This window comes from Acinetobacter sp. CY73 (assembly GCF_059515865.1).
This window is the reverse complement of sequence record NZ_JCAKMZ010000029.1, coordinates 1-24,895: the sequence shown is the minus strand read 5'-3', so window position 1 is coordinate 24,895 and position 24,895 is coordinate 1. Positions and strand designations below refer to the sequence as shown.

General features: G+C 38.1%; 26 protein-coding genes. 14 read left to right on the top strand and 12 right to left on the bottom strand.

Annotated elements, in window-relative coordinates; all coding sequences use genetic code 11:
- Positions 1-29: 29 nt before the first annotated feature.
- A complete protein-coding gene (locus AC5YD2_RS12980) occupies positions 30-2,969 on the bottom strand; it encodes an insulinase family protein (protein ID WP_496126740.1) in 2,940 nt (979 codons plus the stop codon).
- Positions 2,970-3,665: 696 nt separating this feature from the next.
- Positions 3,666-4,115: a GNAT family N-acetyltransferase gene (locus AC5YD2_RS12975; RefSeq protein ID WP_496126739.1), complete on the bottom strand. Its 450-nt coding sequence runs from the start codon at positions 4,113-4,115 to the stop codon at positions 3,666-3,668.
- A 134-nt stretch (positions 4,116-4,249) separates the two neighbouring features.
- On the opposite strand from AC5YD2_RS12975, the gene AC5YD2_RS12970 reads away from it, so the two are divergent.
- From AC5YD2_RS12970 to AC5YD2_RS12935, 8 genes are all read left to right on the top strand, one after another.
- Positions 4,250-5,254 (top strand): adenosine kinase, encoded by a 1,005-nt coding sequence (locus AC5YD2_RS12970; protein ID WP_496126738.1) that lies wholly within the window; start codon positions 4,250-4,252, stop codon positions 5,252-5,254.
- A gap of 14 nt (positions 5,255-5,268) precedes the next feature.
- Entirely contained in the window at positions 5,269-5,577 is a 309-nt protein-coding gene (locus tag AC5YD2_RS12965; RefSeq protein WP_496126764.1) for a Rieske (2Fe-2S) protein, read from the top strand.
- A gap of 15 nt (positions 5,578-5,592) precedes the next feature.
- Positions 5,593-6,207: an OB-fold-containig protein gene (locus AC5YD2_RS12960; protein WP_496126737.1), complete on the top strand. Its 615-nt coding sequence runs from the start codon at positions 5,593-5,595 to the stop codon at positions 6,205-6,207.
- Between the two features lie 766 nt (positions 6,208-6,973).
- Entirely contained in the window at positions 6,974-7,165 is a 192-nt protein-coding gene (gene cydP, locus AC5YD2_RS12955) for a cytochrome oxidase putative small subunit CydP (protein WP_496126736.1), read from the top strand.
- Positions 7,165-8,751, top strand: coding sequence for a cytochrome ubiquinol oxidase subunit I (locus AC5YD2_RS12950; RefSeq protein WP_496126735.1), 1,587 nt, complete (start codon positions 7,165-7,167; stop codon positions 8,749-8,751). Before cydP ends, AC5YD2_RS12950 begins: the two co-directional genes overlap by 1 nt.
- Positions 8,748-9,893, top strand: coding sequence for a cytochrome d ubiquinol oxidase subunit II (gene cydB / locus AC5YD2_RS12945; protein WP_496126734.1), 1,146 nt, complete (start codon positions 8,748-8,750; stop codon positions 9,891-9,893). The genes AC5YD2_RS12950 and cydB overlap by 4 nt, the downstream gene beginning before the upstream one ends.
- 18 nt (positions 9,894-9,911) lie before the next feature.
- On the top strand, positions 9,912-10,013 hold the full coding sequence (gene cydX / locus AC5YD2_RS12940; RefSeq protein WP_496126733.1) for a cytochrome bd-I oxidase subunit CydX: 102 nt from the start codon (positions 9,912-9,914) through the stop codon (positions 10,011-10,013).
- A gap of 3 nt (positions 10,014-10,016) precedes the next feature.
- Positions 10,017-10,313, top strand: a complete 297-nt coding sequence (locus tag AC5YD2_RS12935) for a cyd operon YbgE family protein (RefSeq protein WP_496126732.1) — start codon at positions 10,017-10,019, stop codon at positions 10,311-10,313.
- Between the two features lie 120 nt (positions 10,314-10,433).
- On the opposite strand, the gene AC5YD2_RS12930 is transcribed toward AC5YD2_RS12935, so the two are convergent.
- The 5 genes from AC5YD2_RS12930 to ftsY all read right to left on the bottom strand — a co-directional run bounded on the left by AC5YD2_RS12930 (position 10,434) and on the right by ftsY (position 14,850).
- Positions 10,434-10,979 (bottom strand): GNAT family N-acetyltransferase, encoded by a 546-nt coding sequence (locus AC5YD2_RS12930; protein ID WP_496126731.1) that lies wholly within the window; start codon positions 10,977-10,979, stop codon positions 10,434-10,436.
- Positions 10,980-11,110: 131 nt separating this feature from the next.
- Complete coding sequence (locus AC5YD2_RS12925) at positions 11,111-11,800, bottom strand: DUF2057 family protein (protein ID WP_496126730.1); 690 nt, start codon at positions 11,798-11,800, stop codon at positions 11,111-11,113.
- 171 nt (positions 11,801-11,971) lie between these two features.
- The gene (locus AC5YD2_RS12920; protein WP_496126729.1) at positions 11,972-12,565 is read right to left on the bottom strand and encodes a nitroreductase family protein; all 594 of its coding nucleotides are present in this window, start codon (positions 12,563-12,565) and stop codon (positions 11,972-11,974) included.
- Positions 12,566-12,817: 252 nt separating this feature from the next.
- Entirely contained in the window at positions 12,818-13,507 is a 690-nt protein-coding gene (locus AC5YD2_RS12915; protein WP_496126728.1) for a nitroreductase family protein, read from the bottom strand.
- 221 nt (positions 13,508-13,728) lie between these two features.
- Positions 13,729-14,850, bottom strand: coding sequence for a signal recognition particle-docking protein FtsY (gene ftsY / locus AC5YD2_RS12910; protein ID WP_496126763.1), 1,122 nt, complete (start codon positions 14,848-14,850; stop codon positions 13,729-13,731).
- Between the two features lie 266 nt (positions 14,851-15,116).
- Here ftsY and AC5YD2_RS12905 point away from each other — a divergent pair, with 266 nt between their 5' ends.
- Together AC5YD2_RS12905 and AC5YD2_RS12900 are read left to right on the top strand one after the other, a co-directional pair.
- Complete coding sequence (locus tag AC5YD2_RS12905; protein ID WP_496126762.1) at positions 15,117-16,430, top strand: M16 family metallopeptidase; 1,314 nt, start codon at positions 15,117-15,119, stop codon at positions 16,428-16,430.
- Positions 16,431-16,576: 146 nt separating this feature from the next.
- Positions 16,577-18,079, top strand: a complete 1,503-nt coding sequence (locus AC5YD2_RS12900) for a M16 family metallopeptidase (RefSeq protein ID WP_496126727.1) — start codon at positions 16,577-16,579, stop codon at positions 18,077-18,079.
- Positions 18,080-18,179: 100 nt separating this feature from the next.
- On the opposite strand, the gene AC5YD2_RS12895 is transcribed toward AC5YD2_RS12900, so the two are convergent.
- Positions 18,180-18,506 (bottom strand): hypothetical protein, encoded by a 327-nt coding sequence (locus AC5YD2_RS12895; RefSeq protein ID WP_496126726.1) that lies wholly within the window; start codon positions 18,504-18,506, stop codon positions 18,180-18,182.
- 157 nt (positions 18,507-18,663) lie between these two features.
- Between AC5YD2_RS12895 and AC5YD2_RS12890 the strand changes: the two genes are divergently transcribed.
- Positions 18,664-19,674: an IS30 family transposase gene (locus tag AC5YD2_RS12890; RefSeq protein WP_496126725.1), complete on the top strand. Its 1,011-nt coding sequence runs from the start codon at positions 18,664-18,666 to the stop codon at positions 19,672-19,674.
- A 204-nt stretch (positions 19,675-19,878) separates the two neighbouring features.
- On the opposite strand, the gene AC5YD2_RS12885 is transcribed toward AC5YD2_RS12890, so the two are convergent.
- Positions 19,879-20,238 carry a hypothetical protein gene (locus AC5YD2_RS12885; RefSeq protein WP_496126724.1) on the bottom strand — a complete coding sequence of 120 codons (360 nt, stop codon included), beginning with the start codon at positions 20,236-20,238 and terminating at the stop codon, positions 19,879-19,881.
- A gap of 405 nt (positions 20,239-20,643) precedes the next feature.
- On the opposite strand from AC5YD2_RS12885, the gene AC5YD2_RS12880 reads away from it, so the two are divergent.
- The 3 genes from AC5YD2_RS12880 to AC5YD2_RS12870 all read left to right on the top strand — a co-directional run bounded on the left by AC5YD2_RS12880 (position 20,644) and on the right by AC5YD2_RS12870 (position 22,038).
- Positions 20,644-20,877 (top strand): hypothetical protein, encoded by a 234-nt coding sequence (locus tag AC5YD2_RS12880; RefSeq protein WP_496126723.1) that lies wholly within the window; start codon positions 20,644-20,646, stop codon positions 20,875-20,877.
- A 173-nt stretch (positions 20,878-21,050) separates the two neighbouring features.
- Positions 21,051-21,437 carry a DUF2750 domain-containing protein gene (locus AC5YD2_RS12875; RefSeq protein ID WP_496126722.1) on the top strand — a complete coding sequence of 129 codons (387 nt, stop codon included), beginning with the start codon at positions 21,051-21,053 and terminating at the stop codon, positions 21,435-21,437.
- Between the two features lie 169 nt (positions 21,438-21,606).
- The gene (locus tag AC5YD2_RS12870) at positions 21,607-22,038 is read left to right on the top strand and encodes a CBS domain-containing protein (RefSeq protein WP_496126721.1); all 432 of its coding nucleotides are present in this window, start codon (positions 21,607-21,609) and stop codon (positions 22,036-22,038) included.
- A 335-nt stretch (positions 22,039-22,373) separates the two neighbouring features.
- Here AC5YD2_RS12870 and tnpC read toward each other — a convergent pair whose 3' ends face one another.
- From tnpC to AC5YD2_RS12855, 3 genes are all read right to left on the bottom strand, one after another.
- A complete protein-coding gene (gene tnpC / locus AC5YD2_RS12865) occupies positions 22,374-23,978 on the bottom strand; it encodes an IS66 family transposase (RefSeq protein WP_496125722.1) in 1,605 nt (534 codons plus the stop codon).
- 74 nt (positions 23,979-24,052) lie between these two features.
- On the bottom strand, positions 24,053-24,388 hold the full coding sequence (gene tnpB, locus AC5YD2_RS12860) for an IS66 family insertion sequence element accessory protein TnpB (RefSeq protein ID WP_496125721.1): 336 nt from the start codon (positions 24,386-24,388) through the stop codon (positions 24,053-24,055).
- Positions 24,385-24,813 carry a transposase gene (locus tag AC5YD2_RS12855; protein WP_496125720.1) on the bottom strand — a complete coding sequence of 143 codons (429 nt, stop codon included), beginning with the start codon at positions 24,811-24,813 and terminating at the stop codon, positions 24,385-24,387. Before AC5YD2_RS12855 ends, tnpB begins: the two co-directional genes overlap by 4 nt.
- Between the last annotated feature and the right edge of the window lie 82 nt (positions 24,814-24,895).

Sequence of the window (24,895 nt, the reverse complement as noted above, 5' to 3'; positions counted from 1 at the left end):
GTCCATGTATAGTTTATTGATTTAGTGAATTAATTGACTTGTTTTATTTCAAACCCTAATTGCTCAAGCGTTTCTTTCTTGGTAATTGGAGCAACAACCGCTTTAACAGGTTTTTGTTCAACCAAGTAAGTTTGAGCAACACGTTTAAGATCATCCAGCGTCACGTTGAGCAGACGTTCACGCAACATTTTTCTAAAAGCAGGTGTACGTCCATGCAATAATGCATAACACGCCGTAATCGCTTCACCCGCAGGAGAACCAGGTTTGTCCATTCCTGAAACTAAACCGAGAATGGCTTCTTCAAGTTGATGCGGTTGTTGTTCAGTGTTTAATAACCAATCGATACTTGCTTCGAAATCTTTAAATGTTTCAGCAAGACGTGGATCGCGGTAGCTATAAAAACGGAACGCACATGCATTACCGTCATATGATGCGCCACCACCATACGCTCCACCTTTTTCACGAATTGCGCTATGTAAGAAGCCATTACGTAAATAGCCAGCCAAAGCCATCAATGGTGCAGCATCAGGATGTGACACATCCACCGCTTGATATGCAGATGCGCAGAATTGTACATTGGCTTGAATCAGCCAAGCTTCATCATTTTGGCTACGTTCAAAGTTTGGTTTTGCTAATTCAATCGGCGTACGGTCAATGGCCAATTTATCCCAAACATTTTGAATTTCCTCAATCAGACGATCTGAATGATGTTCTTCGCAGACCAATAAGAATTGTTTAGGTGCTAAAAGCAAAGCTTGATGAATGGCTTTTAATTGATTGATCAAATCATTGTAAGCATTTTCATCTTTTTCAATTTGAGCAACTAAATCAGTTAACCAATTCAGTGCGCCTAGACCTGTAATATTGTAGTCACGTTCAGCCAAAGCACTCATATTTCGAGATGCAATTTGCATCGCATAGCTATGACCTGAACCAGAAAGACGTGAAGCCCAACGTGTTTTACGTTGTTGTAACAATTCAATAATTCGATCTTTTTCGTCAAAACGTAATTGTTCAAATGCCAATTTTAACAATTGAATGGTATCCAGTTTATCTGTCAAAGATTTCGTTGTCAGCGTTAACCAACCGCTAATTTTACCTTTATCGTCCACTTTACTACGTAAAGATGCACCCATACCTAAACCACCACTCACAGCGGTTTGTAATTGTTGTAATTCTAAGTAACCGTATTCGCCTGCACCCACTTCACCCATCAAAATAGACAGTAAGTTGAAATATGGTGAATAGAGCACATCTTCAGGAATTTTAATCAGTACTTGTTGGTAGTAAATACCATTGGTTCCTGCATGATATAAATTCAATGGTGTATCGAGGTTATTGCTGATAATTTCACGTAACTGACCTTGTACAATCGCTAATTCCGCAGGAATATCTTCTAAACCCACTTTAGGTAACAGGTCTAAATTGTCAGGTGTAGCTTGACGTTCATTTAAGGCATCTGTTTGACGAATGATTTCAGCTTTATCTTCTTCAGTCAGTTGAGCGCCAATCGCAGCTAAACGCGCTTTTTCAGCTTCCGCTTCTTTTGCAGATTTAGTTGCATCTGGAATCAGGGTCATTTGCACGCGATGCGGATTATCAATCAAATGGGTTTTGATTAAGTTTGAGATCCACATTGGATCTTTGAGCTCTTCTTTGACTTGTTCAATGGTCGCATCAACATCCCAAACTTCAATCGGGTCATTATGGTGAATTGCACTACCTAGACCATTTAAGATCAGGCTTAAACCATAAGGTGTACCATCACCACCGATCTCACGTTGATGTAATTCTATTTGATGAAGAATCGCATCGATCATTGCAGGATCAACAGGTTTTGAAGCAACCTCTTCAAGAATGTTCATCACACCGTTTTTAAAGGTTTCAGCATGTTCAGCGTTTGAACCTTGAATTCCACAGTAGAACGTCATTTCAAAGTTAGAATCATCTAAGCCCATGATTGGACCAGTAGATTGTGCATACCCACAGGTTTCTAAATAATGACGAAGTGGCGATGCGGAATCTTCGAGCAAAATCCCTTCAGCCAAACGTAAACCTAGGCGAAGTTTTGTATCACTAGACTCTGGTAATAACCATGACAAGATATGATACGTCTTGTCTTTTAAATCTTCAGCATCTACTGCATACGTTTCAGTGACAGCAATCGGTGCTTCTAAACGCTGCTCATGAATCGAATGAATGGTTTGACCTTTTTCAAACTTAGACAGCGCTAAAGTTTCGAATTGCTCTTGGAGTTCATAAGCAGACTGATTACCAAAAGTCATGAAAATCGCATTACTTGGATGGTAATGTGACTTATAGAAATCAACTAATTCCTGATACGTTAGATCTGGGATATCTTTTGGGTCACCACCTGAGTTGTAGTGATAGGTGGTTTTTGGGAACAAATGATGTGCTAATTGATGGTACAACTGATCTGAAGGTGAACTCATCGCACCTTTCATTTCATTGAAAACAACCCCTTTATAAACAGGCTCACCATTTTCAAGCTCAATACGAATCCCTTCTTGAGCAAAATCAAGTGGATTCAAATTGGCAGCAAAAGCCGCATCTAAATAAACAGACAGTAAATTTTGAAAATCTTTTTTATTCTGAGTTGCAAATGGATACGCCGTCCAATCTGCAGCAGTAAATGCATTCATGAATGTATTTAATGAACGACGGATCATCAAGAAAAATGGATCACGCACAGGGAATTTTTCAGAACCACAGAGTGCTGTGTGTTCTAAAATATGCGCCTCACCTTTTGAATCCATCGGTTGTGTACGGAAGGCAACCAAAAATACGTTTTCATCATGTTCTGATGCTAAGTGAAAATGAACAGCATTGGTAACTTTATGGCGATATTCGGTAACCAAAATATCAAGTGCGGCTACATGGTGTTGACGTACCAACTGAAACGCAGGGTGAATTGTTTGAGAAATGGTTTCAGTGACATCTACTGTCATGTGAGCTCCTAAATGTAAGTTTTGTGACATAAAAGTATTATACCGACTCTGAGGTACAATTCATCTGTTTATCGTGTGCTTATACAAATTTAATCATACTATTTTAGTTGGTTAATTCTAAGGTGATTGTTTTTGATATTTTTAAACAAGAATTTATTTGCTTAGGCTATTTTGATCAGTAAGATTAAGATCGTGGAGACATGCTCCCCTCAGCTTTTCAACAAGTGAGTAATAAAGCCAATAGCAAACTGAATAATATGGTTGTCCCACCGATATAGCCGAGCCTAAGTGACCGATCCAACAAATCAGCGAAAGTCTTCTTATCTATAGTTGTGTCGACAATAATCTTGAACCAATACAGGCAAGGTTTATAAGACTTGCTGGAAATTTGAAAATAAAGCAAAATGAAAAAAATCAGCGAAGTGAATGTATTCAACCAGTTTTCTTGGTCATAGACATGGATAAAGCATCACCCACTGTTCCACTTAAAGTGGTTGCACATATTTTTGTGATCCAAAAGATCAAAGTGAATTATGAGACTTTGACAACGCTAAATGGCAGATCTACTGATGGGTGAATGATTGCTCCAATATTTTCATTGAACAGACTCCAAATGGTCTGTTCTTAAATTATTCAATCAAACTTAAATCATGATTAAAGCTCAAAGGTATTGAGCTTTAATATTCGTGCCAGAAACTAAATCAAATATTTAAAATAATTATAATTTGAATGATTCTGTACATAGACATAATTCATTTTTTGATAAAAATTCGATGCCGACTTGGTGTCTGTTTGAAGACAAAGTGCTGAGAAGTTTTGAATTGCTTTTTTCTCTAAATATTGCAGAAGCATCTTTCCGACGCCATGTTGTCTATATTTAGGGAGGACATAGAAACGACGTACACGACCTATTTTACTTTGGTTTTCATCTTCACTACGCTGTTGATTTAAACCACCACAGGCAATCAGTTTTTCGCCATCGTATGCCACTAAAAAAAATTCACCTGTCTGATCGAAGCGATTAACACCATTGTCAAACTCTTCAATTAAACGATGTACAAAACTAAACCCTTCTTTGTCTGATTGTTTTGCCAATTCAGAAATTGCTTTTGGTAATGTCTCTACTTCTTTAATTTCAATCTTCATAAATCTTATCGCAAAATCCTTTCCGTTATTTATATACCAATATGCGTCATAAAACTTGAATTTTATTCACTAAACTATAGTTAATCTGAGTATTGGTGTAAACTTTCTCTTTTTAATTTTATGTGATTGATAACATGGCTACTGTTGATCTTTTTGCAATTGGTAACGCACTCATTGACCAAGAATTTAAAGTATCAGACGACTTTTTAATTCAACAAAATTTGCAAAAAGGCACCATGCAACTCACAGATGGCGAAAAACAAGCTCAACTCTTTGAAAATCTGCAAAAAACTCAAGTCTACAAAGGTCAAGCTGCTGGTGGTTCTGCTGCCAATACTACTGTTGCCTTTAGTGCTCTAGGCGGAAAAGCATTCTACGGTTGCCGTGTGGGTAATGACGACTTAGGTCAAATTTATTTAACAGGCTTAAACGACGCAGGCATCCAAACTTCTGATAAATCAATCAGTGAAGGTGTAACTGGTACATGTATGGTACTGGTCAGTGATGACTCAGAACGCACTATGCATACTTACTTGGGAATTACAGCTGAATTATCGGATCAACAAATTGATTTTGAACCTTTAAAAACAGCAAAATGGTTATATATCGAAGGCTATCTATCTACCAGTAATACTGCACGAGCTGCGGTTAAACAAGCTCGTCAAATTGCAAGAGAGAATGGTGTAAAAATTGCACTCACGTTGTCAGATCCAGCCATGGTGCAATATGCACGTGTAGGCTTAGATGATTTGATTGCTGATGGCGTCGATCTATTGTTCTGTAATGAGCAAGAAGCTTTGATGTACACGCAGACTGAAACAATCGATGCGGCACTCGCTCAATTAAAAACATTAAGTCAGTCCGTTGTCATTACACTAGGCTCAAACGGTGCATTGGTTTCATCTTCGAATCAAAGCATTCAAGTGGCTGGACGTCAAGTGACTGCTGTCGATACCAATGGTGCGGGTGATGCATTTTCAGGTGCTTTCTTATATGCATTAAATGCAGGTAAAGATTTACAAGTAGCGACTGAATTGGCTATCTTAATTTCGAGTCAAGTGGTCTCTCAATTTGGCCCACGCCTTGATGTTAACGATTACGCAAAATTATTAAATGAGTTCCAAACGGAAATCGCATAATGAATAAAATCTGCATGATGGAAGAAATTCCAGAACGAGAAGCTCGGTCTTTTGAAACTGAAGATGGCGATACCATTTTTATCACGCAGCGTGATGGATCTTTTTACGCTTATCAGAACGTCTGTCCTCACCTTCAAGTTGAGCTTGAGTTTTTGGAAAATCAATTCCTTGACCAAGATCAAGAATTAATTCAATGCTCGACACATGGTGCATTATTTGACGTGGAGACAGGCTTGTGTATTTCTGGCCCATGCCAAGGCGATAGTCTTGAAAAGGTGAATATTAAAGTTCACTCTGATGGTGGAATTTACTTAGAAGATTAACTCGGGACTTCAGCCATGTTTGAACTGATTTTTGCATATGACTTGATGCCCTTTCATTTAAGTGTTGTTATGCTTATTCTGCTCAGCATGGCTGAAACGTTAGGCTATTATATTGGCTTAAGACCGAGTACTTTCCTTAAAAAGGTTGCGCCTCAATGGCTGTCTAACTCACCGATTGTTCAAGTCAAATTCTCTAAAGTACTGATATTCGTATTTTTACTGATCAATTTTAGTTTTGCCGGATACATGCTACAACTGACCAGCTTTGCATATCAAAATATGCTCATGCCTTGGTTTTACGCTATTATTCCTGCCTTAATCATCGCAATTTTCTTCACTGTTTTTATGATCCATTGCTTGGATCAAGTCATACGCCCCAAATTCCAACAAACCAAAACGATTCTGCTCGGTCGTTTAGCCACGGTATCTGGTGGGAATGCTCGTCCAGGGTTTTCTGCACAAGCACGTGTGCGTGATGAATTCGGACAGCTTCATTATGTGCAAGTGGAGCCGGAATTTGGTGAAATTGAAATTCAATCTCAAGTCCTCCTCATTCGATATAAAAAATCGCATTACATTGTAAAAAAGATCGCACCTTCAAATCAGTTATTCAATGTAGATCAACTCTAAGCTCTTTTTCTCATTTTTTTCAGCATCGCTTATTCATCAACTTGCTTCTGGCTGTATTGGAAAAACACATGTAATTTAAATCGTTCCGTCAGACCATTTGATTTGAATGACATGCTTGTCATATCTCACACAGCTCTTTAAAGAAAACCCGATATTAAACTTAATTAACCCGAATCGCGGATAAGGATTTTTCTTTAAAATCATAAGCTAAATTTAATTTTATGATTAGTTTTTAGTGTTATCAGACCAAAGCATAGACTTTTTTATGCTCAAAATGATGGATAAGTCTCAAGATGAATGATCTCATTTTCTTAAGCAGGATTCGGGTTAATTAAATTGCTGAAATCACAAAAAATAGCTCATGGAAAAATAGCAAATAAATTCGATGATTATCTTCAAAAGAATGCCTCTCTTATCAAATTTACTTATAATAAATATATAATAATTCATTTTTATTTAATTCTAGCAATTCCATATGTTAAGTTAAACTAATCAAAAATCACTTAAAAACATAATCCTACTAGAATAGTTGGTATTGTTTAAAATTAATCCCGAGTATTTATGTCATATTTATCACATTAATTCAAACCATTTTACTCAGGTATTATTAAACAATTTAATAGAATATTTTTTGTTTTATTTTTAGTTTAAGTATTTGTTTTAATTATAATTTTAAATTTAATGTCATTTATAATTTTTAAGCTATTTATTTTATGTTTACTTTTGTTTAATAATACAAAGGTAGCAATAAAACATGGTTTTATTTATGAGCTTAAATACCAAAAATTCAAACAAAAATCTCGTTAGAGAAATCGCACTAATTTTAATTATTAAGGTGATTATTTTAATGACGATTAAAAATATTTGGTTTGATGCCCCTACCATTCCCAAAGATTTTGATAATCAAATTGCTGAGCGTATTGCTGGCAGTCCTTCCCCAATCAAGGAGACACGTTGATGATTTCTGAAAGCGTGGTCGATCTTTCGCGGTTCCAATTTGCAATGACCGCGATGTATCACTTTATATTTGTACCACTAACTCTAGGGCTTGCTTTTCTTCTTGCCATTATGGAAACCACTTACGTGGTGACAGGCAAGGAAATCTACCGTGACATGACCAAATTTTGGGGTAAATTGTTCGGTATTAACTTCGCTTTAGGTGTGACCACGGGTTTAACCATGGAATTTCAGTTCGGGACGAACTGGGCGTACTACTCACACTATGTTGGTGATATTTTTGGAGCACCACTAGCAATCGAAGGATTGATGGCATTTTTCCTAGAATCGACTTTCATTGGTCTATTCTTCTTTGGCTGGGATCGCCTGTCTAAGTTTCAGCATTTGGCTGTGACTTGGTTAGTTGCGATTGGCTCCAATATGTCCGCTTTATGGATTTTAGTTGCCAATGGCTGGATGCAAAACCCTGTCGGTGCTGCATTCAACTATGAAACCATGCGTATGGAATTGGTTGATTTCGGTGCATTGATTTTCAACCCAGTGGCACAGGTAAAATTCGTACACACTGTTTCCGCAGGGTATGTCACTGGTGCAATCTTTGTTTTAGCAATCTCGAGTTACTACTTACTTAAAAAACAAGATTTGCCTTTTGCGCGTCGTTCATTTGCCATTGCTGCAATCTTTGGTTTGGCATCAACACTGTCTGTAATTTTACTGGGCGATGAGTCTGGTTATGAACTCGGTGATGTTCAAAAAACTAAACTTGCTGCAATCGAAGCTGAATGGGATACACATCCTGCTCCAGCAGCCTTTACTTTATTTGGTATTCCAAATGAAGAAACGCAAACCACGGACTATGCTGTCAAAATTCCGTATGTCATGGGTCTGATTGCAACACGTTCAACAACTGAGCAAGTAACAGGTATCAAAGACCTGATTACTAATCACGAACAACGTATCCGTAATGGTATGGTTTCTTATGCACAGTTAGAACAATTACGTGCTGGCGACAAATCACCTGAACTTTTGGCTGCATTTGAAGCATCTCAAAAAGATTTAGGTTATGGTTTGCTGTTGAAAAAATACACACCAAATGTTGTCGATGCGACAGATGAGCAAATCAAGTCTGCTGCTGCTGATACGATTCCACACGTGCCAAGCTTATTCTGGGCATTTCGTGCAATGGTCGGTTCTGGCTTCTTAATGTTAGTGTTATTTGCACTTGCGACTTTTGCTGTATTCAAGCGCAATGCAGAAAGCAAACCTTGGTTACTCAAGTTTGCAGTTGTTGCTTTGCCATTACCTTGGATTGCTGCGCAAACAGGTTGGTATGTTGCAGAAGTGGGTCGTCAGCCTTGGACCATTGGTGAAGTTCTACCTACATATTTATCTGCTTCTAGCATTAGCTCTGCAGATGTATGGGGTTCTATCATCGCACTCGCATCTTTCTACACGGTACTACTTATCATTGAAATGTACCTAATGATCAAATTCTCTCGCCTAGGCCCAAGTTCACTTCACACTGGTAAATACCATTTTGAAAAACTTGAAGCTGCTAAAAAAGCGAATGAGGAGTCTCAAGCATGATCGAATATGAATTATTAAAAATCATTTGGTGGGTTCTGGTCGGTGTATTGCTGATTGGTTTTGCCCTTACCGATGGCTTTGACATGGGCTCAATGGCAATCATGCCATTCGTTGGAAAAACAGACGACGAACGTCGCGCAGCAATCAATACGATTGCTCCGCATTGGGATGGCAACCAAGTGTGGTTTATTACCGCAGGTGGTGCATTATTTGCTGCATGGCCAATGGTATATGCAACAGCATTCTCTGGTATGTACTGGGCGCTGTTACTGGTACTGTTCGCCTTGTTCTTACGACCTGTTGGTTTCGACTACCGATCTAAACTTGAAAATACTCAATGGCGTACGTCTTGGGATTGGGGTCTAGCGATCGGTGGTGCAGTACCTGCGTTGGTATTTGGTGTGGCATTCGGCAACATGTTCTTAGGTGTACCGTTTACATTAGATGAGACAGTACGCTCAACCTACACAGGTAGCTTCTTTGCCTTACTTAATCCATTTGCTTTAGTATGTGGATTAGTGAGCTTATCCATGCTTTGCGCTCATGGTGGTGCTTGGATAATGCTTCGTACGGATGGTGACTTACGTGCACGTTCTGCACAAGCCACCAAAATCATGGGTATTGTGTTCTTGATCTGCTTCTTAGGTGCAGGTGCATGGTTATACTTGGGTAACATTCAAGGTTATACATTAGTGCAACCATTTGATACCAATGGTGTAGCAAACCCACTTGCGAAAGAAGTTTTGACCAATGCTAACCCAGGTTGGATGAATAATTATTCTGATTATCCAATCACCATGATTGCGCCAATTATGGCAACGCTTGGTGGTTTAATCATCGTGCTTGGTGCTTCTAAATCGAAAGCTGGCATTACTTTTACGGGTTCATCATTAGCGGTGACTGGTGCAATCTTAACCGCAGGTTTTGCCTTGTTCCCATTCTTAATGCCATCGAGCTTAAATCCAACAGTAAGCTTGACCATGTGGGATGCCGTTTCAAGTAAAAACACCTTAACTGTAATGACCGTTGCAGCGTGTATTTTCGTTCCCTTAATCTTGTGTTACACCACTTGGTGCTACTACAAAATGTGGGGTGTTATTACCAATAAACACGTACAAGAAAATACACATAGCTTGTATTAAGCCATTAGGAGAAATTTTATGTGGTATTTCGCTTGGATTCTCGGTGTTCTTATGGCATGTTTTGCTGGTGTGATCGCTGCCATCTATATGGAACAACATCAAGATTTAGATGAGGAATAAGAGATGTCAGAAGTAGCTGTGTCAGAAGACTTTAAAAAGCCGAATAAAATTGCGATGATAATTTCATTCCTATTGGCATTGCCACTTACTGCTGTCTTACTTTTACACCCAGCCATGATGCTCGATGCTGAAGGCAACTACAGTCATCGCGCCATGATGTATATTATGATTGGTATATCAGGTGGATTTATTCATGGTGTAGGCTTTATTCCACGGTTTTGGTTATGGAAATGGTTGTTTAGCCCATTTGTAGCATGGCCGTTGATGATTCTTGGTTATTACACTTGGTTTATGAAATAGCTAAGTTTGTCTAATATTGATTAAACTCAAGCCCTCTTCAAAGAGGGCTTTTTATATCTGATATTTGGATTTTAAAAGCGAGCAAAATTAATTAGATTGTAAAAATAGAAACCAATTTACTTAGGCTATTTTGCTCAATTGTACAAGTTTTAGCTCTATCAACGGCGTCCCTACATTCAAATTTATCGGATATTCTTCAACTATCCCCGTTTTCACATAGCCATGACGGATATAAAAATCGATTAACTCTGAACGAGCATCCAGGACCCACATCACCATTTGTCTTAAATCCGGTTTTATCTTCATGGCATAAGTTTCAGCCGCATTTAAAACCTGTGCTCCAAAACCTAAATTTTGCCATTGTGGCGCAATACAAAACGTCCCTATTTCCACATCTTGTTGATGTGATTCAATCGCAATACAACCAATAATTTCATCTTTCATTTGATAGGGAATTTCCGCGACCAAAAGTAAGGAACGGCATGGCGTTTGATTCTGCTGATGAATCAGCGCTTGTAACTGCGCATGATCAATTCGATCACCATCTACAATTTCTGATTCATTCGTCCAGCTATTTTGATGCGGATTCCGATACGCTGAATTAATCATGTGGACTAATTCAGCAATATCGTGCTGTCCTGCCAATCTTAACTTAGGCTTTAACATCTTATTTTTGATTCTGATATGTATAAACTTCAATATAGCTGAATCAAACATCCAAGAATACTTTTGAGTACCCTATTTTAAGTTCTAAGTTCTATGTTCTATGCTTTAGTTTAAATTGCTGAGTCCTGATTTTATTGCTCGGCTAACCATGCCATGAATTTCTGTCTCTCAGCTTTAGATGCTTTCTGCCACAATTGGATCATGTTTTGATCTACAGATAACGTATCAGTTTGTTGGATCGGAGATGTTTGGTCGCTTGTTGAAGGCTTAGCATTTTGATTTTGACGAGTTTGTGTAGATGAATAATTCTTAGGCGTAGATTGAACTTGGGTTGCATCTACAGAATCATTAAATAAACCACCCAGTATAGAATTCTTAGGTTGGTTTGACATGCTCGACTCTTGAACTACTTGCTGATTATTCTGATCGAATAATGCAATCTTGGGTTGTTCAGCATATTTTTTCGCATCATCATGATCTTTTGGCGCATTAATCAATTTGAGTACATAATGTTGATTGTCTTGAATTTGTGGAATGTCCAAACGGAGAATATCTGATTTCACAATATCATGACGGTTCAAATTATCTTCAAAATACGCTTGGTAGCGAACACTCAAACTTAATGCACCTGGATTCACTTTATATTGTTTTGTTTTTTTCAATAAACTCGATTTAACGGCTTGATCATTAATCCCAACAACCATGATTTCGTCTGGTACAGTAATTGTACTTGCTGCATATAAGCTTTGGCTAAATAAAGCAGCTAAAGCTAAACCACCGACGCTCACGAAGCTTGTTACTCGATTTTTTGCTGAGTTCATATCTGTTCTTTTAAACAATTCAATTTGTTAGCACTATGCTACAAATAGATGACACTTTCATGACCATTTAAAAGTTTCAAGCGGTACGAGTTTTAACAATAATTCAAACGAAAGCCCATAAAAAAGGATGCATTTGCATCCTTTTTCTTACAACGAATTAAAACACTATGATTAATTGAATGTTTTAAAACGAACAGCATCATCCATATAGGTTTTCTCACCAGCTTGAGCTTCAATTGAACCTAGAACAAGTTGAGCACGAAGTTTCCAGTTCGCAGGAATATCAAATGTTGAAGCAACTTCTTCATCTACAATCGGATTGTAATGCTGTAAGGATGCACCAATATTTTGTTCTGACAATGCAGTCCATACCGCAAACTGTGCAATTGCTGTTGAATGCTCTGACCAAACTGGGAAATTGTCTGCATATAACGCAAATTGTTCCTGAAGTCCTTTAACTACATCTTGATCTTCATAGAACAGAACTGTTGCATAACCTGCTTTGAAACTAGCAATTTTACTGCTTGTTCCTTCAAAAGCATCTGCTGGGACCATTTTACGTAAAGTTTCTAATACGATATCCCAAAATTTGTCATGTGATTGACCAAATAGTGTCACTACACGAGAAGTTTGTGAGTTAAATGAAGATGGACTTTGTTTTACAGCCTCACGAATCACTGATTCAATTTTGGAATTATCTAAAGTTACATTTTTACCAATCGCATAAATGGTACGACGTTTTTTGATTTGATCTAAAAATGACATGGGGGTGTTTCCTTATTTTTTGATAATTGGTCAATTTGATAAACACATCATATTGAGATTTAAATACAACGTCAGCCCATTCTTTATAACAATGTGTTCTAAATTTAGAACATCAATCAAAAACCGAAGCTTACGCTTCGGTTCTTAATGACTATTAATCTAATCATTTAAATAATCTAATCATTTAAAATAGACTTTTCAAATAAGAGTCATGAATTCAATACTAAAAGATCTCTTTCTTACGAAATCTTTTTAAAGCGTATGAAAAACCTTAAACATAGTGTCATCTTCTTCTTGTTCTTTCTCTTTAGGGCTCTCATGAGTCGATCCAAATATTAACTGAGCTTTAAATTCCCAAGACTCTGGTAGGTTCAGCATCTTAGACGTTTGATCATTAATGGCTGGATTATAGTGATGTAAGGATGCGCCCAATCCCACACTTGAGAGTGCCGTCCACACTGCGAATTGTGCCATACCCGATGTTTGCTCTGACCACAACACAAAATCATGTGCTTGAAGTGGTTTTTTCTTTTGCAATGTACTGATCACATCTTGATCTTCAAAAAACAATACTGTGCCAAATGCATCTGTACAGCTTTCAATTTTGAGAATGGCACTTTCAGCAATGTGTACAGGTAAAATCTGTTTTTGAACATCTTTCACCATATGCCAAAATTTGAAATGGGCATCATCCGTTAAAATAACCACGCGAGCACTTTGAGAGTTTAAAGCTGAAGGACAGCAACGGACTGCTTCTTTAATGAGGTTATTTAAGTAAGTCCGGCTAAAAATCACTTTTTTGCCTAAACGATTAAAAGTACGGCGTTGTTTCATGAAGTGAATTAAGTCTTTATCATGCATCGCACTCTCATTTTTTTTGTGACGTGATTCCCCCATGATATCTGTCGTGAGCACTTTACCTATACGTGTCAATATTGCCATTTCACTTCCCCAAAACATAAAAATAAGACACTCATAATTGATCTCATTTTAATCTGAATCCCTTTATTTATCAGGTTTTAAGACTTTGATTTGATTGTTATTAAAACGATTAAAGCACTGAAAATAAAAAAACCTTACATTTCGTAAGGTTTTTATGACTTTTGACTCAAAACTTATTTCACAGCAGAATTTATATTTTGGCAAAATTGTCGAAGTAAAGGTTATTTATCCGTCTCAAATAATGCTGCGACAAACGATTTTGCAGAGAATGGACGTAGGTCATCGATCTTTTCACCGACACCAATAAATCGAATTGGCACATGTGTACGACTTGCAATATTGAATAGGACACCGCCTTTAGCTGTACCATCTAATTTAGTGATGGTTAAGCCTGTCAGACCCACTGCTTCATCAAACATTTCAACTTGGTTAATCGCATTTTGACCTGTACCTGCATCAACGACTAGCATCACTTCATGCGGTGCAGTTGCATCAATCTTTTGCATTACACGTTTAACTTTGGTCAGTTCCTGCATCAAATGACCTTTGTTATGCAAGCGACCTGCGGTATCGGCAATCAGCACATCAATTCCTTTGGCGCGTGCACTTTCAAATGCATCAAAAATCACTGAAGCACTGTCCGCGCCATGACCTTGAGCCACAACAGCGATGTTATTTCGCTCACCCCAAATTTGAAGTTGTTCAGTCGCCGCTGCACGGAAAGTATCCCCCGCTGCAAGCATGACTTTCTTCCCTTCACCTTGTAAGCGTTTCGCAAGTTTACCAATCGTTGTCGTTTTACCTACACCATTCACCCCCACCACTAAAATCACGTATGGACTTTTTGCAGGGTCAATATGTAATGGCTTAACACGCGGTGCAAGCAAAGCAACCAATTCTTCCTGTAACGCTTTATAGAGTGAATGTGAATAGATCAAATCACCACGTGCAGTACGTTCAGTTAAATTGGTAATAATCGTTCTCGTTGCTTCTACACCAATATCTGCAACCAAAAGCTGTTCTTCAACTTCTTCCAAAAGCTCATCGTCAATCTCTTTACCACCAATGAGGATATTCACCATTCCATCAGCTAAGTTTTTACGAGATTTACTTAAACCTTCTTTCATTCGACTGAAGAAACTGCCTTTTTTAGGCTCTTCTTCTTGAATGTTTTCAGTCTCATTCGACTGTATAATTGAAGTGCTCTGTGCAGAAGTCTGTGTAGCAGGAGCTACTTTATTATTTTCAATAATAGGCACATTAACGGCGGGCAAACTCGGTAAAGTGACGTCATCATCACCGATATCCGCATCAATCAAGAATTTATTTTGCTGTTCTTGCATGCCGATTCCTTGAAAAGCATAGCGATTAAAAGAAATAAGTTTAGCATAAATTACATATATTTCTTGCTGTAATGACACTTTTAAACGAGCAAACCAAAATGCAACAAGACTAACTTGCATTCGTGCTTCGCTTTCTTAAAAATAGTCTAAAATTAAGACGTTTCGGAGAATATGTGGGTATTTTAACACCTCAAAAAACTTTTTTTTGTTCAGAATACCCTGCTCGCTGTTTAACTTTTATATTCCAAGTCTGCATACTCTCTAGTGTGTTCTTCATCTCAACCAACGCTACAGCACAAGACCAATCAAACGTTTCTCGAAGTACTGTTGAAGCCACACTACCCAATGGATTACGTGTCATCATTCGAGAGGATCATCGTGCACCCATCGTACTCAGTCAAATTTGGTATGGGGTTGGTAGTGCTGATGAATCTGGCAATGTGCTTGGGATTTCACATGTGCTTGAACACATGATGTTTAAAGGCACAAAAAAAGTTCCCGATGATGAATTCACTAGGTTGAGTCGAAATTTCGGTGGCAGTATAAATGCCTTCACCTCGACCAATTACACCAATTATTATCAACTCTATCCAAAGCAATATTTTCCACTGGCATTAGAACTCGAAGCAGATCGTATGCAGAATTTGCACTTGCGACAACAAGACTTTGAACCTGAAATTAAAGTGGTGATGGAAGAAAGACGTCAAAGAACGGATGATAATCCACGTAATCTAGCTTTTGAGAGATTTAAATGGATTGCTTATCCCACCAGTCATTACCGTCAGCCTGTGATTGGTTTGATGAAAAATTTAAATAATATCCAACTCCAAGATCTCAAAGATTGGTATCAACGTTGGTACACACCCAATAATGCAACCTTAGTAATTATCGGTGATGTCAATCCTGAGACGACTTTAAAACAGGTTGAAAAATACTTTGGCGCTATTCCTAAAAGAGTTTTACCACAACGAAATGATGTTCTGGAATTTGATCGTCTAGGCTATCGGCAACTAGAAATGAATATGCCCGTACAGATTCCAAATTTATATATGGCATGGAATGTTAAATCTTTAAATACCGCTAAAAACCCTCAAGATGCTTATGCGCTTACAATTATCCAATCCTTACTCGATGGTGGAATTTCATCCAGACTGCAAGACCGTTTAGTCCGAGACCGCAAAGTTTTGAGTTCTATTAATGTCAGCTATGATCCTTATAATCGTGGCGATAGCTTATTTCTTATTTCTTCAATCCCTGCTGAAGGAGTCAGTTTAGAGACAGCACAAAAAAACGTTCAGGCAGAAATGGATCTGTTTAAAAATGAACTGGTCAATGTAGATGAACTTGAGGGGATCAAATCCAACTTCGTGTCTAATCTGGTTTACAGTCAAGATGACATCGTAGGTCAAGCAAAAATGATAGGTCAATTGGCTGTGAATGGCATTGATTTCCGTTTACTGGATCAACTTCCAAAACACTACCAAACTGTAACTCCAGAAGATTTAAAACGGATTGCCAATATTTATTTTGTTCGTGAAAATTTAAGTGTTTTGCATCTTATGCCTGAATCCACCCCATAAATAGATGCTTAGAATACCTGGTATCAATGTACTTTATGGAAGTGTATCTTTGAAATTTTCAATACAAGTAAAAGCTCAACCACTAATGAAAATATAAGGATGAATACGATGGATCATCAAAAGCACACGTTTAGTGAGGATGTTGAATGAATCTTCAACATCTTATTTTTAACTTAAAACTGAGTCTATGTGCTTTGTTATTCTCTGTATCTAATCAAGTGAGTCATGCGGATATTGAACAGATCAGTGAGGAATCATTACCGCCTGATTTTAGCCCGATCACGTCGATTAAAAATCTACAGAGTTTAAAGAACTTAAAAAGCGTGCAACAAGCTCAAACACCATTTGTACAAGAACTCAATAATACCCTTAAAGTCAGAACACTATTTGTCGAAACGCATGATTTGCCTATCGTTGACATTCAACTCACGTTTAATGCAGGTTCAGCACAAGATCAAGCTATAGGTCAAGGTCTATATGGTACAGCCAATATGGCAGCCAAATTATTACTTGAAGGCACAGATCAATATACGGCTAAACAAATCAATAATACTTTTGAGAGTTTAGGAGCAAAGGTCAATGTCAGCGCTCATCGCGATATGTTTATTGTGAGATTAAGAGTGTTATCTGAACCTGAGAAGCTGAATAAAGCGCTTAATTTACTTCTACATGTCATTCAAACATCAAATTTTAATCATTCAGGACTTAATTTAGTCATTAGCAATACCAAACAAGGTCAAAAACAAGTGCAAGAAAACCCGAGTCGATTAATGAATATTCGTTTTTATCGTGCGCTCTATGGTAAACATCCTTATGCCGAACCAAGTGTGGGAACACATGCAAGCATTCGCAAGATCACACCTGAACTATTACAACAATTTCGTAATCAGCTCCTTGTCGCCCAAAACTCTAATATTGCAATCACTGGTGATCTCAGCGCTTCAAAAGCGACTGAGATTTCAAACCTGATCGCTAAAGCACTTCCTCAAGGCAAAACTGTTCAATCTATTGCTGAACCCATCGAGCACGATGATTTCAATATTTCTTTTATTCCACACCAATCCAGCCAAGCGTATATCAGCATGGGGCATTTAGGCGTGTCTAGAAATCACCCAGATCGAGTAGCGCTTGAGGTTGCTAATCGCATCTTTGGTGGCAATAGTTTCAATTCGATTTTATCTAAAGAATTAAGGGTTAAACGTGGTTTAACGTATAGTGCTTCAAGTATGCTCACGACGACACAGGTCGCTGGTGTCTTTAGTTTAAGCTATTCAACACAGCAAGATAAGCTCATGGAAAGTATCCAAGTTGCACATCAAAGTCTTGTCAATTTTGTTACTCAACCCATCACTCAACAGCAGCTTAATGAAACCAAAGAAGGCATGTTGTATGCTTACCCGATGTCATTTAGCAGCAATGCCAATATTAATGCCCAAATTGCGGCGATTGCTTTTTATGATTTACCTACCGATTATCTGAATATTTATCAGAAGAAAATAAATAGCTTAACCTTAAAACAACTTCAGTCCGCAGTTAAAAAACATCTGCATCCTGATAACTTAACGATAGTGGTTGTTGCAAATACGCTAAATCAAGATGATTTAAACTTGGTTCTTCAACAAAATTTGAAGAACCGTATTAACGAATAAAATTAACGACTACCCCATATTATAAAAAAAGCAGTCTTCATTTAAAGAATTGTTTAGCTACCATTCCAGTCATTCTAGAATGACTATCTAATTCTGCTATCTAGTTTAGATTATCTTGAGTTTCAGCAGGATAGGTTTGGATACGAGAGGACTCATAATGTTGCGCATGCATTAAACGATAAAAATCAACTACGCAAATCCTGTCCTGCATCAGCATCAAATGTGCCATATTTTGAGTTTGAGGAAATGACTGTTGCAGAGCAAGTTTTTGTATTTCAAAGTATTGCTTAGAACTCACAGGATGACGCGCAGCAACAAAAGAAATACTGATCACAACGACAATAATACTGAATATCACAGCATTGAATACATATTCAGCCTGAACTTTAGACTTTAAACCTTGAAAATAATCTTTGATATGGAGCATGTACTACCTCTAATTCAAAGTAGTTTAATCATGCTCGCAGGAAAAAAAAAGCTTTAAGCGTAAATGAATCTGGAGTTACTTAAAATATGGAATACGGCAGCCTAAAACTTGAAGTGCGACACCAGTTCCCAATTTAATTGGGTAAAGGAGTGTCAACTTGTCATATGTACATCTTAGTTTTGAAGAACGAACAGCATTAATGCTTGAAATGAATAAGTCAAAATTTTCACCCCTGACATTTGCCAAGCAAATTAACAGGCATCACAGTACGGTTTATCGTGAATTAAAACGCAATACGACGTGTGAACCTTATCGGGCTACGAGCGCATCGCAGATTTCATTATCTCGTCGTAGAAGAGGACATCGTAAGGTTAATCTCGAATCTGTACTTTGGAAATTTATTGTTGAAGCTATACGATGTTTGTGGTCTCCTGAACAAATATCAAAGCGCATAAAGCAGTTTCCTGATTTGGATAGTACAATGCTTGTCAGTCATACCACCATTTATTCAACCATTCGAGCCTTACCTAAAGGTGAACTAAAGAAAGATTTACTGTCTTGTCTTAGACATGAAAATAAAAAGCGTAGAGCAAAGGGTGAAGCTAAAAAAGATTCAATATTACAAGAGATTAAGACAATTCATGAACGTCCTTCTGAGGTTGAGGAAAGAAAAATACCAGGACATTGGGAAGCAGATTTAATCAAGGGTAAAGATAATAAAAGTGCAATAGCCACACTGATTGAGCGTAATACACGACTATGCATATTGGCAACACTACCTGATGCAAAAGCAGAATCAGTACGTTTGGCTTTAACGGAAGCATTAAAATATTTACCCCCTGAACTCAGAAAAACACTGACTTATGACCGTGGGCGGGAAATGAGCGAACATAGAATACTTGAGCAGGATTTAGGGCTCGAAGTTTATTTTTGTGATCCACACTCACCTTGGCAAAAAGGTACATGCGAAAATATGAACGGGCTAATTAGGCAGTACTTACCAAAGGGTATTGATTTAAATCAGGCAGATCAGCAATATTTAAATCAAGTGGCAATGTCATTGAACACCCGACCAAGAAAAGCTTTAGATTGGTTAACACCATTAGAGAAATTTACTCAGCTTGTTGATTATCATCAAGCTTTCAGAACTGTCGCACCTCATGTTTAAATCCGCCTACTATTTCTAATGACTCATAGAATTGGCTATTCAATATTCGTAAATATTGAGAAAAATGTAACGTTAATCATTTGAATGCGATGATGCCAAATACGCAAAATAAATTTCTTAAAAGTGTCGAATCTAAAAAGGCATAATATGAAAATTAAGAATGAGATAAGTTTTTTATCTCATTCTTTAAGTCTGATTTACCTGTTAATTCACCATAGAACGAATCACTGCAAAGTACAAAATTAACGCTATAATGCCTAAAGCCAAGAAAATTGTGAATACACCCAATCCACCTTCTGAATGCGGTGGATGTAGCTCATCATCATCAGCAATTCTTTTCAACTCTCCATCATAATATTGATAGAATTCTGCTTTCTGCTCAGGTGCAAGCTGTCGAGTAAAATCAAAGATCCGTTTACGTTGAGAAAGACAATATTTTCCCAAGTGAATTTCTTGATGAAAAATAGCATCATCTAATTGTTTACGGTGAAATTGAGCCAGAGCAACCACTTGGGATTGTACTGGCGGAACATCCAAATTAAATCCATCTATTGTGTTTGTCATTTTATATACTCCTTTTACCTGTCCCTTCATCATAAACCTTAATATTCAAGATTAAAATTCGTACATACAACTAAATATGTATACAAATATTAATTTCAACTAGTTGACAAGTGAACTGAATTGTAATATTAGTTTAACAATATTTATATATATTGATTTTAGACCAATAGGTCAAAAGCGTTAATGTATAGTTGAAGTGAACGTTGTTTAGATGTTTAGATAGATGTGAAAAGTAGCAAAGAAAGTCGTCATTATTGTTGGTAAAATCAAAGTGTTTTGGCGTAGATTGAAAACTGTAAGCAAAGAAATAAGTCGATAAAGTTGTAAAAAATGAACGTTATAAATGTATATCAGCGTTCAAAGCAAAGTAGTAAGACAATCATAATTAGAAAATAGGAGTTTAATATGATTAAACAATTCTCTCAGCAAGATCTAGAGAATCTATATGCGAATGCTGTAAATACGATTCAATTTGAAATGAATTTTTCAAATGCGATTGATGAACTTGAGCATGCAGCTCGTGCAGGTCATGGTAAAGCAGCAATGTTTCTTGCGGAACTCTATATCCAAGGATTTCGTGTAGAACGTGATTCTTTAAAAGCACAGTACTGGCAACAAATGGCTACCATGCAAGCATGATAAAACGTCACCTAGGTGGCGTTTTTTTATACCTGTTACTCAAAATAATAGATAAAACCATTTGGGTCTTTCCCAATCATAATTACTTACGATTAGAAATATGAATGCAACTAAACTTTAAGAAATAAGCATTAAAATAATAAAGATGAAGTTAATTGATCTGACCCAAGAACATGAAGAAATATATAAAGCTTAATCCAGTAGCTAAAGATTATATTTTAAAGATTTCAATACTAAAAACCATGATGTACTGTGGCGTGTTATGGGGACTATACAATCCCAAACTCCAAGGTTGGGCGATCAAACAAGATCACAAAGAATACATTTTCCCATTCTGGCTCAGTTCCCTACATGCCTATCAGTATGCAAAAAAGCATTGGCCTCACTATATTCCTAAAAAAATTACACCTGCTGATTTTGAAGATTCACTCTTACCCACCTTAACTCGATTTAAAGTATCTCCCACCCTATTTAGTCAAAAGTCTAAACGTTTTAAACTGACCACTGAACATATGCGCTTATTCTTTTTTGACCATTCCGTTCAGATAAATCCAATTTAATTCATGTTAATTTGGATGTATATTCAAGGATGTATTTGAGCAAAGGCTAATCATATACATACAATATAGAATGTTATGATTAAATTTATCAAATCTATCTAGTGATTGCATTTCAGCGACAATCAGTTAATTTAAAAATATAGAAAGTATAAAGACAAGTGAGGGAATCATGACAACAGTAGCCCAAGTTCTTCAAGCAAAAGCCAACATAGAAACTTCGACCATTTCTCCTACAGCGACGGTACTCGAAGCGATTACACTTATGGGAAATAAAGGGATTGGCGCAGTGATCGTGACGAATGCGAACAAGGTGGTCGGTATTTTATCTGAACGCGACTACACGCGTAAAATTGCATTAATGCAACGCACCTCAGATCATACGACTGTTGCTGAAATTATGACTTCTCAGGTGCTTTGTGTAACTCGCAGCCATACAGTGGATGAGTGCTTAGAATTAATGACCGATAAGCACATTCGTCACTTACCCGTTGTTGAAAATGACATCCTAGTGGGAATTATTTCTATTGGTGATTTGGTTAAAGCAACCATGGAAGATCAACGAAAACTGATTGAGCAGTTGCAACAGTATATTTCTGGATAACAGCTAGTTTAAAAAACCCTCAAAATGAGGGTTTTTAAATAAACAAATTTTGATCGATATTTAGTAGTTATAAGCACTACCAAATAAACATATAATTTATTGTTTTTAAAGTATTTTTACAAAATAAAAAATTTTGTGATACACACAGTGATACAAATAAATATTCATTACAATAGCTTTTATTCCGAGGGTCGGGATCAATGTATACATATATCCAATTGTTTTAACTAAACTTATAAAAAATTAAAAGGTACTCACCAAGGTAATCATTTTTACAAGTAAAAACTCTGCTATTACAATGACTGTAAACATCCGCTGAACCCCATTGCTATGTTTTAACGGGGTTCAGGTTTCCAGCGGTGTGGCAGTAATTCTTCTATTTGAGTCACTTTATGTGTCGGCAACCTTTTCAGCACATCACTTAAATAGGCATACGGATCCAGCCCATTCAGTTTTGCTGACTGGATTAAAGTCATGATATTTGCCGCTCGCTGACCACTGCGCAGCGAACCTGCAAATAACCAGTTCTTACGCCCCAAAGCCCAAGGCCGCATTTGATTCTCTGCCCAATTATTGCAAATAGGTAGATTGCCATCATCCAGATAACGGCTTAAGGCTTCCCAACGTTTTAGGCTGTAATTGATGGCTTTAGCAGTTGCAGAGCTTAAGGGTACTGCAAGTTGATGTTGTGTCAGCCATTCATACAGTTGCTGCATAACAGCTTGACTATACTGTTGCCGGTACTTATAGCGTTGTTCTGCTGTACCGTCGGTATTTTTTCTTATTTCAGCCTCTATCGCATAGAGCTTCTGAATCAAGAACAAAGCCTGTTCTGCAATCGGACTTTTTCCAGTCACATGCAACTCATGGAATTTACGACGTGCATGCGCCATGCAGCCCACCTCAATGACCTGACCTGATCTAAAGCGTGCTTTGTAGCCACTGTAATCATCACAGACCAGATGACCCTGCCAGCCTTTCAGGAACTCTTCAGCATGCTGACCTGAACGGCTATCCTGAAAGTCATAAATCACGGCTTGAATTGGATTATATTGAGTTGTTGCATAAGCCCAGACATAACCTTTCTTCGGTTTTTTATCTTTATCATCCATCCGCATGATGGTGACAGGTGTTTCATCTGCATGAATCACCGCTTGCTGTAGGATCACCTTCCTTAATGCATCGGTTAGGCCTTCTAACTCTACACCACAGCGACCTATCCAGTCAGATAAGGTTGATCTGGACAGATCAACACCTGCGCGTAGAAAGATTTGACGTTGACGGTACAGTGGTAAATGATCGGCATATTTAGACACCAGTACATGGCTAAGCAGTTCAGGTGCAGCGATTCCTTTCTCAATCACATAGGCCGGCATTGCTTGTTGGGTCAGTGTGTCACATTGATCACACACCCATTTGCCACGCACATGCTGTTCCTTATAGAACTGTGCCGGTCTGAAATTCAGTTTTTCACTGATATCTTCGCCAATACGACGCAAGGTGCAGCCACAAGCACATTGGGTTGATGCAGGTTCATGCTCAATACGGAGGGTTGGCAGGTGATCTGGCAGTGGTCGACGTTTAGGTTTGTTGACTGGGGCTTTCTGCGCAGCTGCATTGGTTTTATCTGCATTCAGCCGTTCCAGTTCCAGATCAACCGCAGCAATATCTTCTTCGACCGCTTCGTCCCATAGATGGATTTGTTTTGCGCTTAGATGTTCGTTTTTACTGCCGAATTTATGCTGTTTAAATAGCGCAAGCTCATGCTCGTATTTTTGATTAAGAATGGAAAGATGTTGATTCGTGACTTCAAGATGTTGAACTTTGGCATCTAATTGTTGTTTATCTTCTGCGAGTTGTTGATGCTGCAGCGCCAACTGCCGGGTAAATTCCAGCAGTTGTTCATGGGTCAGTTGGCTTAAATCAGGCAGCGTATTCATGACCGCAGTATGGCTGAGATCATGAATATGTGTAAATAAAACGTTTGGAGAATAGCAGAATGGATGAGCTTGGTTTAGAGCATATTCACCACCTGCTGTAAGCCGATTCTCTGCCAGGGCAGACCCTGAATTAACGCCTGTAACTGTTCCGGGCTGATCGCCACGGTTTCACCCTGGTGAACCTGAGCCCAGTGAAATTTGCCCTGTTCCAACCGCCGGGCACACAGCCAGATGCCCAGTCCATCATGCACCAGTACTTTCATGCGATGGCCACGTTTATTACAGAACAGGTAGGCGCAGTGTGGTTTGATATAGCCAAATGCTCTCAGCACCTGAGCCATGGCAGTATCCATACCTGCACGCATATCCATCGGCTGGGTAGCAAGCCAGATTTCATCGATACGGATCATTTGATCAAGCCCTGAATTAAAGGCAGTAATTCCTTTGCCGATTCCACCGGCCAGTCGATCTCGATCATCTGATCCCGTGCGGAACCTTGTTCCTTATGCAATGGAATCCTGATATGAGCGACAGCATTCTTCTCTGGCACAGGTGGCGGAGGTGCTTCTTGTCTGACTGGAGTCGGGTGAAGAATGATGGGAAGAAAGTCGGTCTGTGGACTGGATGGGCTTTTTAATGCAGGGGGCATTGATCTGGACTGGCGAATCCATTTATGCAGCAGATTGGCATTGATCTGATGTTGCATTGCAACCTTAGCTACTGACGTATCTGGCTGCTGGCAAAGCTCGACCAGGTACTGTTTAAACTCAGCTGCGAAGATTCTGCGGGTTCTTTCTGTCGTTTGTTCAGTGTCTATAAAAGTGTCTAAGGCCATAAACATAATGTCCATTTAATAAATAATGGACACTATCGGGATATTGAGCAAATAAGAAAAGTGGGGTTCAGCGGACGCTTAC